This window comes from Bradyrhizobium glycinis, assembly GCF_016031655.1.
Lineage (GTDB): Bacteria > Pseudomonadota > Alphaproteobacteria > Rhizobiales > Xanthobacteraceae > Bradyrhizobium > Bradyrhizobium glycinis.
Genome location: NZ_JACCHQ010000002.1, coordinates 338875 through 351347, shown reverse-complemented (window position 1 = coordinate 351347; position 12473 = coordinate 338875). Strand labels below are relative to the sequence as shown.

Below are 12473 nucleotides of genomic sequence, written 5' to 3'. Positions count from 1 at the left end.
ATGAGAAAAGTCGGCATCGGGATCATAGGCTGTGGTGTGATCAGCACCGCCTACCTCAAGGCGGCCCAGCGCTTTCCCGTCATGGAGGTCAGGGCGCTCGCCGACATGCGCAGCGAGGTTGCCGAGCGCCAGGGCGCGGCATTCGGCTTGCCGGGAATGCGGGTCGACCAATTGCTGAAGCGCGACGATGTCGAAATAATCGTCAACCTCACGGTGCCGCTCGCCCACACCGACGTCAGCCTAGCGGTGCTGAACGCCGGCAAGCACGTTCATTCGGAGAAGCCGCTCGGCATCAACGTCACTGAGGCGCGCAAGGTCATGGAGCTCGCCGCACAGAAGAACCTGCGCGTCGGCTGCGCGCCCGATACGTTCCTCGGCGGCGGCCATCAGACCGCGCGCAAGCTGATCGACGACGGTGCGATCGGCACGCCCGTCGCGGGCAGCGTTTTCTTCGGCTGCCCCGGCCACGAGCGCTGGCATCCGGCGCCGGGCTTCTATTACCTGCGCGGCGGCGGACCGATGCTCGACATGGGGCCGTATTACATCACCGACCTCGTGCAATTGCTCGGCCCGGTCGCCAGCGTGATGGGCTCGATCGCCCGTCCGAGGACCGAGCGCCTCGTCACCAGCCAGCCGATGAACGGCGCGCTGATTCCGGTCGAGGTCGCGACCCACGTCGCGGGGACGCTGGAGTTCGAGAGCGGGGCGGTCGTGTCGATCACCATGAGCTTCGACGTGCCGAAACATCGGCATGCGCCGATCGAGATCTACGGCGACAAGGGCAGCATGCTGGTGCCCGATCCAAATCGCTTCGGCGGCGAGGTGCAGGTGGCCAAGACCGGCGGCGAATGGGAAGCGGTGCCGCTGACGCACGGCCACGTCGAGGGCGAGTTCCGCTCCATCGGCGTCGCCGACATGGCTGGCGCGATCCTGAATGACCGGCCACATCGCGCCAGCGGCGCGCTCGCCTTCCACGTGCTGGAGGTGATGGAGGCGTTCCAGACCTCCGCCGACGAGGGCCGCCGCGTCAAGATCGAGAGCCGCGTCGAGCGGCCGGCGATGCTGCCCACGGGGCGTGAAACCGGACAGATCGATTGAGGGAATGACCATGCGCAAGGCAATGATTGTATGGGGTGGCTGGCCGGGACACGATCCCGATCTCTGCGCTTCGATGATCCGCGGCTGGCTGAAGGCGGAAGGCTTCGAGGTGCGGATCGAAACCACGACGGCAGCCTTTGCCGATCCCGCGATCCATGATCTGTCGCTGATCATACCGATCTACACGATGTCGAAGATCGAGAAGGCGGAAGCACTCAATCTCTGCGAAGCGGTGCGCAACGGCGTTGGGCTTGCCGGGCATCATGGCGGCATGTGCGATGCTTTCCGCGAATCGGTCGATTACCAATTCCTGTGCGGCGGGCAGTGGGTCGCCCATCCCGGCAACATCATCGACTACAAGGTCGACTTGACGAAACCGGACGATCCGATCATGACGGGTTTGAAGAGCTTCGAGCATCGTTCCGAGCAATATTACATGCATGTCGATCCCGCCATCGAGGTCTTGGCAACGACGACTTTCAGCGGTGAGCACGCGCCCTGGATCGAGGGCGTGGTGATGCCCGTGGTGTGGAAGAAGCGCTATGGCGCGGGGAGGGTGTTCTATTCCTCGCTGGGCCACCGCGCCTACGAGCTCGACGTGCCGGAGATCCGGACGTTGATGACCCGCGGTATGCTGTGGGCCGCGCGCGAATGACGGCTGGCGCGACCCAGCCGGTGACCCGGGCCACGCTCGAGGACGTCGCGCGCGCGGCGGGCGTTTCGCTCGCCACCGTCGATCGCGTCGTCAACCGGCGCGAGGGTGTCCGCGCCAAGACCGTCGCGCGCGTCGAGGCTGCGGTGGCAAAGCTCGGCTATCGCGCCGATCTTGCCGCGGCGCGGCTCGCCCGCGGGCAGACCTTCCGCTTTGCTTTCGTGCTGCCGACCGGCAGCAACAGCTTCATGACCAACCTCACCGAGCAGGTCGCGCGCACCGCCGACTGGCTCGCCGGCCATCGCGGCTTCATCGACATCCACCATGTCGACGTGTTCGACCCCGACGTGCTTGCCGGTGCGCTGGAGAACCTCTCGCCGGCCTATCAGGGCGTCGCCGTCATCGCGCTCGATCATCCCCGGGTTCGCGCCGCGATCGACGAGCTCGTCGCGCGCGGGGTTGCCGTGGTGACCCTGGTGTCGGACGCGCCGAGCTCGTCCCGGGTGCATTATGTCGGGATCGACAATCCGGCCGCGGGCCGCACCGCCGCCACGCTGATGGGGCGCTTCCTTGCCGGGCGCGAGGGCACCGTCGCCGTGATTGCGGGATCGTTGTCGCTGCGCGATCACACCGAACGGCAGTTCGGCTTCCACCAGATCCTGTCGAGTGAGTATGCGAACCTGTCCGCACTGCCTGTCATCGAGGGGCGCGACGACAGCGACCGCACGAGGGAGCTTACGGCGGCGCTGCTCGCGCGCCATGCCGATCTCCGCGGCATCTATTGTTGCGGCGCCGGCAACCGCGGCATCGCCGATGCACTCGAGGCCTCGGGCCGCGCGCGCGAGGTGGTCTGGATCACCCATGAGCTGACCGAGCACACGAGACGATTCCTGGTGCGCGGCACGCTCGACGCCATCATCAACCAGGATGCCGGCCATGAGGCGCGGTCTGCGGCGCGCGTCCTGCTCGCGCATTGTTCGGGCGAGCCGATCAGCCCCGACCAGGAGCGCATCCGCATCGACATCTTCCTGCGGGACAATCTGCCCTAGAGCATGATCCGGAAAAGTGTGCAGCGGTTTTCCGGAAAGATCATGCTCAAACAATAACCTAGAGCGCGATGACGATTCATCCCAATCGCATCGCGCTTTAGCGTGACCTGCGCAGCCGCGGCGTGAGGATCACCCCTCGTACTGGTCCGGCCCCATCGCCCAGGACGACTCGTCGTGGCCGAAGGCGTAATTGCGGTTGTTGAGCGCCGGATTGCGGTTGACCATCGGACGCATGAACATGGGGTGGGTCGCCGAGCGCACCTCGTGCTCGACCGTGAACAGCGGCTTGCCGCTGTCGAGGTCGACGATGTCGCAGAACCGGTATTGGTATTGATTGTCCTCGCGGGAGATCAGCTTGCGCGCAAGCAGCTTGCGATAGGGACCGGAGAAGTCGGTGATGTACATCTGCACATGGTGACCGTCATAGTCGGCGTGCGGCCGGTCGGTCTCGCGGAACAGCAGATGCTGGTTGCGGCCCGTCTGCACGGCGGCAACTTTGGCCTCGCCGTTCCGCAAGCTCGCGGGCATGCCCATGATCTCGGGATAGAAGGCGCAGATGCCGGCCGCCGACCCTACCGGCACGTCGAACTCGACATAGGGAATGCCGAGTGCGATCCGGCCGAACCGCGCGGCGTCGGGCTCGTAGCAGCGCACGCGGTTACCCCAGGGGCAAACCGCCTCGACATGGTCGTTGTGCTCCCTGAATGCGAACGCCGTGCCCTCGAGCTTCATCGCGACCGATGCAAGCCGCGCCAGCAGCGCCTCGCGGCCTGCGATGACGAGGCCAATGTGTCCGCGCAGCACCTGCGGCCGGCCGCTCGGCAGATGAAACTGGCTCCGCCCGGCGTTGATCCACATGTTGGTGTCGGACACCATCAGGTAGGGATCGCGGGTGAGCCCGAGCCCGGCGACATAGAACAGCGTGGCGAGGCGCTGGTCCGGGACCTGGATGTTGACGTGCTCGAAATGGATGGCGTTGCCGAGATCTTCTGCGGACCGGTCGAATTGTTGCGGCATGGTCGTTTCTCGCTGGGGGGACGGACCAGTACATCTTAACGCATGGTTTCTGGCCGTCGAAGTCTTCCGCCCCTCCAGCCGCTCCCTTCGCACAGGCGCTCTTAAGGGACGAAAATTTTTTTGCCGAGACCCTTGAACCGGAAGAGGCTTGTTCCTAGGTCGTTTGCCGCCCGGGGGCCGGTTCCGGACCCGGATTTTGGACATCGCTGAACCTACCCAAGGAGGATGTGCATGCATTTCCGCCCGTTGCACGACCGTGTGCTCGTGCGCCGCATCGATGCCGAGGAGAAGACCGCCGGGGGCATCATCATTCCCGACACCGCCAAGGAGAAGCCGCAGCAGGGCGAGGTCATCGCCGTGGGACCGGGTGGACGAAACGAGCAGGGCCAACTCGTGCCGCTCGACGTCAAGGTCGGCGACCGGGTGCTGTTCGGCAAGTGGTCGGGCACCGAGGTCAAGATCGACGGCGAGGAGCTCTTGATCATGAAGGAAAGCGATCTTCTCGGCGTGGCCGAGCAGGCCGGCACGCTGAAGAAGGCGGCGTAACGCTGACAGTCATCGAACGGAAAGGAGTTTAGCAACATGGCTGCCAAGGACGTGAAGTTCGCGACCGAGGCCCGCGAGCGCATGCTGCGGGGCGTCGACACACTGGCGAATGCGGTGAAGGTCACGCTCGGTCCGAAGGGACGCAATGTCGTCATCGAGAAATCGTTCGGCGCTCCCCGCATCACCAAGGACGGCGTCACCGTCGCCAAGGAGATCGAGCTGGAGGACAAGTTCGAGAACATGGGCGCGCAGATGGTGCGCGAGGTCGCCTCGAAGACCAACGATCTCGCCGGCGACGGCACCACCACGGCGACCGTGCTGGCGCAGGCCATCGTCAAGGAAGGCGCCAAGTCCGTCGCGGCCGGCATGAATCCGATGGACCTCAAGCGCGGCATCGATCTTGCCGTGGACGCGATCGTGGCCGACCTCAAGTCGCACGCCAAGAAGATCACCTCCAACGACGAGATCGCCCAGGTCGGCACCATCTCCGCCAACGGCGACACCGAGATCGGCCGCTTCCTGGCGGACGCGATGCAGAAGGTCGGCAACGAGGGCGTGATCACGGTCGAGGAAGCCAAGAGCCTGCACACCGAGCTCGAAGTGGTCGAGGGCATGCAGTTCGACCGCGGCTATATCTCGCCCTATTTCGTCACTAACGCCGAGAAGATGAGGGTCGAGCTCGAAGATCCCTATGTGCTGATCCACGAGAAGAAGCTGTCGGGCCTGCAGACCATGCTGCCGCTGCTCGAGCAGGTCGTGCAATCCGGCAAGCCGCTCCTGATCATCGCGGAGGAGGTCGAGGGCGAGGCGCTGGCGACGTTGGTCGTCAACCGCCTGCGCGGCGGCCTGAAGGTTGCCGCCGTCAAGGCACCGGGCTTCGGCGACCGCCGCAAGGCGATGCTGGAGGATATCGCGATCCTCACCGGCGGCACCATGATCTCCGAAGATCTCGGCATCAAGCTCGAGAACGTCACCGTGAAGATGCTGGGCCGCGCCAAGAAGGTGGTGATCGACAAGGAGAACACCACGATCGTCGATGGCGCCGGCGCCAAGAAGGATATCGAGGCCCGCAGCCAGCAGATCAGGACGCAGATCGAGGAGACCACCTCGGACTACGACCGCGAGAAGCTGCAGGAGCGTCTCGCCAAGCTCGCCGGCGGCGTTGCGGTGATCCGGGTCGGCGGCGCGACCGAGGTCGAGGTCAAGGAGCGCAAGGATCGCGTCGATGACGCCCTTCATGCGACCCGGGCCGCGGTCGAGGAAGGCATCCTGCCGGGCGGCGGCGTGGCACTGCTGCGCGCGCTCAAGGCGCTCGACGGCGTCAAGACCGCCAATCCCGACCAGAAGGCCGGCGTCGACATCGTGCGCCGCGCCATCCAGGTGCCGGCGCGGCAGATCGTGCAGAATGCAGGCGAGGACGGCTCCGTCGTCGTCGGCAAGCTGCTCGAGAGCCAGACCTACACCTGGGGCTTCAACGCCGCGACCGGCGAGTACCAGGACATGGTGCAGGCCGGCGTGATCGATCCTGCCAAGGTGGTGCGCACCGCCTTGCAGGACGCGGCCTCGGTGGCTTCGCTGCTCATCACGACCGAAGCTTTGGTGGCCGACAAGCCGAAGAAGACGGAAGCGGCAAGCGCTCCGGCGATGGACTTCTAAAAGACGAGCGAGCCCGGCCGAACGGCCGGGCTCGTTTGCCATGAACTCATGATCGATTGGATCTGTTTCGACACGAAAGGAGGATGAAATGATCAAGGATCGTGCTTTCTCCGCTCGCGGGGAAACCACCCAGAAAACGTTGCGCCGGCTCGCCGCCTTGGCCGTTGGCGCCGGCCTCTCGCTGGTGCCCTTTGCCGCCTTCGGCGCCGAAAGCGCTGGCGGCGCTGTCGCCAAGACGACGGACACTTTCGAACGGCTCGCCTTGCCGCCGATCCCGTACCTGGACACGATGCCGTGGTCGAGCTGGGATCGGGGCAGCCCGACCATGAAGGTCGACACATTGCTGTCGCCGGTGCTCGGGCCATCCGGGATCCGACTCGACCTCACACCGCCTGATCGCGACAGGCCTGAGCCTGCCACCAGCTGATACGGAGGAGCGGCCGGCGAGGCCGCTCCTCGTCCTTGCACCTTAAAACACGTCGCTATGCCCGGCCGGAATAGAGGTCGGCAAAGCGTTCGCGCAAGACGTTCTTCTGAACCTTTCCCATCGTGTTGCGCGGCAGGCCGTCGACGAACACGACCCGCTTTGGCTGTTTGAATTTTGCCAATCGTCCGGACAGCGCGGCGAGAATGGCGCGCTCGTCGACCGACGAGCCCGGCGAGCGAACCACCGCCGCGGTGACACCCTCGCCAAAATCGGCGTGCGGCACGCCGACGACAGCGCTCTCGGCGACGCCCGGGATCGCGTCGATTTCGGTTTCGATCTCCTTGGGGTACACGTTGAACCCGCCGGTGATGATGAGGTCCTTGCCGCGCCCGACGATGTGCAGATAGCCGTTCGCGTCGAGTTTGCCGAGATCGCCCGTGATGAAGAAGCCGTCGGCACGAAATTCGGCCGCGGTCTTGTCCGGCATGTTCCAGTAGCCCGCGAACACGTTGGGCCCCTTCACCTCGATCATGCCGACGTCGCCGACCGGAAGCATTGCGCCGGTCTCCGGATCGGTGATGCGAACCTCGACCGCGGGAAGCGGCCGGCCGACTGAGCCTGCAATACGCGGCCCCTCGTAGGGATTGGAGGCGATCATCCCGGTCTCGGTCATGCCGTAGCGCTCCAGGATCGCATGCCCGGTCCGCGCCTTCCAGGCCCGGTGTGTCTCGGCCAGAAGCGGCGCCGAGCCGGCGACGAACAGCCTCATGTTGGCGGTGCTTCGCTCGTTCAGGTCAGGGCTCTCGAGCAGGCGGACATAGAAGGTCGGCACCCCCATCAGAACGGTGCTGCGCGCCATCATTGTCAGAATGCGCTCGGCGTCGAACTTCTGCATGAACAGGATGCGCGCGTGTGCGGCGAAAGAGACATTGCACGCCACGAAGAGCCCGTGGACATGATAGATCGGCAGGGCATGGATCAGCACGTCTTTGCCCGAATAGCGCCACTCCTGGACGAGTGTCAGGGCGTTCGAGGAGAGATTGCCGTGCGTCAGCATCGCTCCCTTCGAGCGGCCGGTCGTACCCGACGTGTAGAGGATGGCGGCGAGATCGTCATTCGCCCTGGCGATGCTGTCAAATCGCGCCGGAAAGTCTGCCACGGCCTGGACGAGCGAACCCTTGCCGCGCTGATCGAGCGTCTCGACCCGGCCGCCTGCCTTGGCGGCGATGGCCCGCAAATCGGCCTCTTCCCTGGGATCGCACACGATCAATGTCGGCTGGGCGTCGCGGATGAAATATTCGGTCTCGGCCGGCGTATAGGCGGTGTTGAGCGGCAGATAGACCGCGCCTGCGCGCAGCGTTGCGAGATAGAGCGCGACGGCCTCGACGGATTTCTCCACCTTGGCCGCGACACGGTGGTTCGGGCCGATGCCGATGCTGGCGAGGAAGTTCGCGAGCCTGCCGCTGAGGGCGGCGAGTTCGGCATAGCTCAACGTCGCGCCGTCGTCCTTCTCGATGCAGATGGACGGATCGGACTCCGCGCCGGCGAGCAGGCGGTCGTACAGGTTCGAGCTCATGACGAGATCTTCCGTTGCGGGTTGGTGTGATTGCTGGGAACGAGGTCGCGCGACGACAATTTCGCGCGAAGTGCCTTCTTCACGTTGTCGGACGCGACGACCGTGCCGGCTTCCGCAAAGGCCTCGTGGTTCGCCTCGATGTGCTCGAGCGCGTAGAGATAATTCACCATCAGCCCGTAGGATTGCTTCATGCCCTTGGCCGAGGCATCACCCAGGAAGTTCAGGCGCTCCAGGCGCGCGCCGTTGCCGAGGTGGAAGCGGGCGACCGGGTCCACCGGCTTGCCCGACGGCAGCTTCGCCTTCAGGAAGTAATAGGCGGCGAGCGCGGTGATGGCGTCTTTCGCCTGCGCGATGTCGCCGCCTTCATCGATCGCGGCCATCGCCCGGCGTGTGTCGTCGTCGATCGCCGCCGACGACTCGCTCTTGAGCTCGCGCCTCACCCAGCCAGCAAAGCCTGGCACCGGCGACAGCGTGACGAAGGTCTTCAGGTTCGGCAGCTCGCGGGCGAGGTCCTGCACCACCTGCTTGATCAGGAAATTGCCGAACGAGACCCCAGCGAGCCCCTTTTGCGTGTTCGAAATCGAGTAGAACACGGCGGTGGTCGCCTCATGCGCGGCAATCGCCTGGCGCGACTTGTCCAGCAGCGGTCCGATCGCGCCAGGAATCTCGCGTGTGAGCGCGACCTCGACGAAGATCAGCGGCTCGTCGACCAGCTGCGGATGGAAGAACGCGTAGCAGCGGCGGTCCGGCGGCTCGAGCCGGTTGCGCAAATCGTCCCAGTCCTGGATGGCGTGGACCGCTTCATATCTGATGATCTTCTCCAGGATGTTGGCCGAGGTGGTCCAGTCGATCGGTCGCAGCACCAGAAAACCCCTGTTGAACCAGGACGAGAACAGATGGACGAAATCGTCGTCGACGGCCTGCAGTTCGGGATGCTCGCGCAGCAGCCCGAGCAGCACCTCGCGCATCCGCACCAGCGACGCCGTTCCGCCGGGCGCGAGATTGAGGCGCCGGATCAGCTCCTGCCGGCGCGGCTCCGCGGCGGCATGGAGCGCCTCGAGCTTGCTGCCGTCGCCGCCCTCCTTGCGCTGGTAGGCGGCGATCGCGAGCTCGATCGCGCGGCGGTCCGGCCCGAACCGGTCGGCCAGCGAACAGAGGAACTTCAGCCGCTCCGGCTCGCCCGCCTGCTGGAAGGCCGCAAGCAGCGATTGCGCGATCGCAACGCCGGAGGCTTCACCGCGACGCGACAGCAGCGCCTCGCCCAGTAGCGCGAGATCGCGATTCTCGCGGACGTCGCGATCCGGCTTGATGCCGAGAACCGCGCGGCCGCGTTGTGTCAGCGTGTCGATCAGCCCTTGCAGGAATTCGGGCGCCGCGATGCGTCCGGATCGGATGTCGCTCAGCATGGTTCATGCCTCCTCGGTTAACGCGTCGGGGCGCCCATCACCAGATTGGGCAGAAAGGTGGAGATCGACGGGACCAGGCAGAGCAGGACCACCGCGAACGCCATCAGCACGACGAAGGGCAGCGTGCCCCAGATCACGTCCCGCAGCGGGATGTCGGGCGCGATATTCCTGATGACGAAGATGTTGAGCCCGACGGGCGGATGAATGAGGCCCATCTCCATCACGATCGTCATCACCACGCCGAACCAGATCAGGTCGAAGCCGGCGTCCTTGAGCGGCGGCAGGATGATCGGCGCGGTCATCAGGATGATCGAGACCGGCGGCAGGAAGAAGCCGAGCACGACCACCAGCACCAGGATCGCCCCCAGCAGCACCCAAGGCGACAGATGCATCGCCACGATCGCCTGCGCCGCGCCCTGGCTGATGTGGAGATAGCTCATGACATAGGAGTAGAGCAGCGACATGCCGATGATCAGCATCAGCATGGTCGATTCCTTCAGCGTCGATTCCAGGATCGGGCCGAGATCCCGCGGGCGCCACACGCCGTAGATCGAGGCGATCAGGACCAGCGCCAGGATCCCGCCGAGGCCGGCGGTCTCCGACGGCGTCGCGTAGCCGCCATAGAGCGCGATCATGACGCCGCTGAGCAGCACGACGAAGGGTAGCACGCGCGGCAGCGCGCCGAAGCGCATCGCCATGGTGAAGCGCTCGTTCGACAGGATCGGATGCTGTGCCGGACCGGCAGCATAGGCGCGCTGCGCCGCCTTGTACTCGGCCTTGAACCTCAGCACCGCATAGGTCGCAAACAGCAGCACCAGCAGAAGGCCCGGCCCGATGCCGGCGAGGAAGAGACGTCCGAGCGATTGCTCTGCTGCGACCGCGTAGAGGATCATCGTGATCGAAGGCGGCAGCAGGATGCCGAGCGTGCCGCCGGCAGCGATCACGCCGGCGGCGAAGCCGCCGGAATAGCCACGCTTGCGCATCTCGGGGATGCCGGCAGAGCCGATCGCCGAGCAGGTGGCCGGAGACGATCCGGCCATCGCTGCGAACAGCGCGCAGGCGAACACGTTGGCGATGCCGAGACCGCCGGGAATGCGGCCCATCCAGACATGCAGCGCGCTGTAGAGATCCTGTCCGGCCTTCGACTTGCCGATCGCGGCGCCTTTCAGGATGAAGAGCGGGATCGCCAGCAGCGTGATCGAGGCCATCTCCTCGTAGACGTTCTGCGTCACCGTATCGAGCGATGCGGCGGGCATGAAGTAGTACATGAAGATGACGGCGACCGCGCCGAGCGCGAGCGCAATCGGCATGCCCGAAGCCATGACGGCGAGGGTCGCACCACCATACATCAGTCCGACGGCAAGCGTGCTCATTTGCTCCTCCATGTCTCGAGGCTCGCGGCGAGCTGAAGCGCGATCTGCAGCGTCATCAGCGTCATGCCTAGCGACATCATGCTGTAGGGAATCCACAGCGGCGGGGCCCAGGTCGATCCGGACACCTGTCCGTCGACCCAGGCTTCGTGGAACAGCGTCCAGGATTTCCAGGCGAAGAAGGCGCAGAACAGCAGGCTCGCGGCGTCGACCACGAGAATGCGGATCGCATTGCCGCGCTTCGACAGATAGCCGGTGAGGGCCTCGATGCCGATATGGCCGCGCCCGGCCTGCACGAACGCGGTGGACAGGAACGTGGCGCCGACCAGCAGGAACACCGCGGCCTCGTCCTGCCAATAGGTTGCCGCGTCGAAGAAGTAGCGCGCGGCCACGCTGTAGCTCAGGATCGTGCTCGCGACGATGAGCGCAATCGAGCAGAGCACGACGATGGCCCTGTTGAGCAGGGTCATCGCGCGCGCGATGCGTCCGACCGGGGAGCCGGGGCGCGCCGCGGTCACGGCGGCGGAATGGCCGAGATCGATGCCGTGTGCGCTCATGAGCCCGCCTCCATGGCGAGCTTGATCAGGCGAGCGCAGTTCTCGTTCTTGCCCGCGTAGTCCTTCCAGGCCGTCTCGCGCGACAGATCCCGCCAGGCCTGAACGGTCTTGTCGTCGAGATCGTGCACCGTCGCGCCGGCGGCCTGGTAGACCTTGGCGACACGGACATCGTCCTCCACCGCTGCATTGCGGCCGAACGCTTCGAGCTCGGCGCCGACCGAGACGATGATGTCGCGCTCCTCGTTCGACAGCCGGTCGAACACCGCCTTCGACATCACGAGCGGCTCGAGCATGAACCAGTAGCTCTTGGCCCGCCCCGTCGTCAGATGCTTGGCGAGTTCCTCCAGACGGAAGGAGGTCAGGCTGGTCGAGGAGGTGAGGGCGGCATCGCACGCCCCGGTCTGCATCGCCGCATAGAGCTCGTTGGAGGGCAGCGAGAGCACCGAGGCACCGGCAGCCTGCAGCACGAGGTCCATCTCGCGCGAGCCGCCGCGGACCTTCATGCCTTTGGCATCGCCGACCGCGACCAGCGGGCGCGAACGGCTGGCGACGCCGCCGGCCTGCCAGATCCAGGTGATAATGACGAGGCCCTTGGCGGCGAGGAATTTGCTGAACTCCTGGCCGATCGGCATGTTCTTCCAGCCGAGTCCTTCGTCGTAGCCGGTGACGAGGCCCGGCATCAGGCCGATGTTCAGCTCGGGAAGATCGCCGCCCGCGTAGGAGATCGGAATGAGGCTCATGTCGAGCGCGCCTTTGCGCATCGCCGAGACCTGGGCGTTGGTCTTCATCAACGACGAGCCCGGATAAACTTCCGCGGTCATCGCGCCCTTGCTGCGCTCCTGGATCAACGCCGCGAAACGCCGGCACAGCCGGTCGCGGAAATCGCCCTCGGTGGCGGTGCCTCCCGGAAACTGATGCGAGATCTTCAGGGCCGTCGCCGCGCGCGCCTCTCCGAACCGGAGCAGAGCCGGGGCCGCGATTCCCAAGGCGAGGGCTTGGCGTCTTGAAATCCTCATTCCATACCTCCCGTTGCTCGATTGCATTTTTTATTTCCTATCTTGCATACAATTCGCATATCAACTGCATGCTGTATGTTTTGTCAAGCGTATGGTATGGAAA

The 12473-nt window shown here is 65.3% G+C and carries 12 protein-coding genes; 6 read left to right on the top strand and 6 right to left on the bottom strand.

The annotated features are described in order from the left end of the window. Genes HZZ16_RS05925 through HZZ16_RS05915 form a run of 3 tightly spaced genes read left to right on the top strand, consistent with a single transcriptional unit; the run spans position 1 to position 2799 of the window. Positions 1 to 1098 carry a Gfo/Idh/MocA family protein gene (locus HZZ16_RS05925; RefSeq protein ID WP_197947573.1) on the top strand — a complete coding sequence of 366 codons (1098 nt, stop codon included), beginning with the start codon at positions 1 to 3 and terminating at the stop codon, positions 1096 to 1098. Positions 1099 to 1108: 10 nt separating this feature from the next. Then, positions 1109 to 1753 (top strand): ThuA domain-containing protein, encoded by a 645-nt coding sequence (locus tag HZZ16_RS05920; protein ID WP_197947572.1) that lies wholly within the window; start codon positions 1109 to 1111, stop codon positions 1751 to 1753. Next, on the top strand, positions 1750 to 2799 hold the full coding sequence (locus HZZ16_RS05915; RefSeq protein ID WP_197947571.1) for a LacI family DNA-binding transcriptional regulator: 1050 nt from the start codon (positions 1750 to 1752) through the stop codon (positions 2797 to 2799). Before HZZ16_RS05920 ends, HZZ16_RS05915 begins: the two co-directional genes overlap by 4 nt. Before the next feature lie 129 nt (positions 2800 to 2928). Here HZZ16_RS05915 and HZZ16_RS05910 read toward each other — a convergent pair whose 3' ends face one another. Beyond that, positions 2929 to 3816: a VOC family protein gene (locus tag HZZ16_RS05910; RefSeq protein ID WP_197947570.1), complete on the bottom strand. Its 888-nt coding sequence runs from the start codon at positions 3814 to 3816 to the stop codon at positions 2929 to 2931. Positions 3817 to 4047: 231 nt separating this feature from the next. Between HZZ16_RS05910 and groES the strand changes: the two genes are divergently transcribed. The 3 genes from groES (at position 4048) to HZZ16_RS05895 (ending at position 6445) form a co-directional block, all read left to right on the top strand. Further along, positions 4048 to 4362, top strand: coding sequence for a co-chaperone GroES (gene groES, locus HZZ16_RS05905; RefSeq protein ID WP_036020204.1), 315 nt, complete (start codon positions 4048 to 4050; stop codon positions 4360 to 4362). A 36-nt stretch (positions 4363 to 4398) separates the two neighbouring features. Next, positions 4399 to 6018, top strand: coding sequence for a chaperonin GroEL (gene groL, locus HZZ16_RS05900; RefSeq protein WP_197947569.1), 1620 nt, complete (start codon positions 4399 to 4401; stop codon positions 6016 to 6018). Between the two features lie 88 nt (positions 6019 to 6106). Beyond that, positions 6107 to 6445 carry a hypothetical protein gene (locus HZZ16_RS05895; RefSeq protein ID WP_197947568.1) on the top strand — a complete coding sequence of 113 codons (339 nt, stop codon included), beginning with the start codon at positions 6107 to 6109 and terminating at the stop codon, positions 6443 to 6445. Positions 6446 to 6500: 55 nt separating this feature from the next. On the opposite strand, the gene HZZ16_RS05890 is transcribed toward HZZ16_RS05895, so the two are convergent. The 5 genes from HZZ16_RS05890 to dctP are packed head-to-tail and all read right to left on the bottom strand — an operon-like array spanning position 6501 to position 12370. Next, positions 6501 to 8021 (bottom strand): malonate--CoA ligase, encoded by a 1521-nt coding sequence (locus HZZ16_RS05890; RefSeq protein ID WP_197947567.1) that lies wholly within the window; start codon positions 8019 to 8021, stop codon positions 6501 to 6503. Beyond that, a complete protein-coding gene (locus HZZ16_RS05885) occupies positions 8018 to 9427 on the bottom strand; it encodes a malonyl-CoA decarboxylase (RefSeq protein WP_197947566.1) in 1410 nt (469 codons plus the stop codon). The genes HZZ16_RS05890 and HZZ16_RS05885 overlap by 4 nt, the downstream gene beginning before the upstream one ends. A gap of 17 nt (positions 9428 to 9444) precedes the next feature. Further along, entirely contained in the window at positions 9445 to 10800 is a 1356-nt protein-coding gene (locus HZZ16_RS05880) for a TRAP transporter large permease (RefSeq protein ID WP_197947565.1), read from the bottom strand. Next, a complete protein-coding gene (locus tag HZZ16_RS05875) occupies positions 10797 to 11354 on the bottom strand; it encodes a TRAP transporter small permease (RefSeq protein ID WP_197947564.1) in 558 nt (185 codons plus the stop codon). The genes HZZ16_RS05880 and HZZ16_RS05875 overlap by 4 nt, the downstream gene beginning before the upstream one ends. Beyond that, positions 11351 to 12370: a TRAP transporter substrate-binding protein DctP gene (gene dctP, locus HZZ16_RS05870; RefSeq protein ID WP_197947563.1), complete on the bottom strand. Its 1020-nt coding sequence runs from the start codon at positions 12368 to 12370 to the stop codon at positions 11351 to 11353. Before dctP ends, HZZ16_RS05875 begins: the two co-directional genes overlap by 4 nt. Positions 12371 to 12473: the final 103 nt, after the last annotated feature.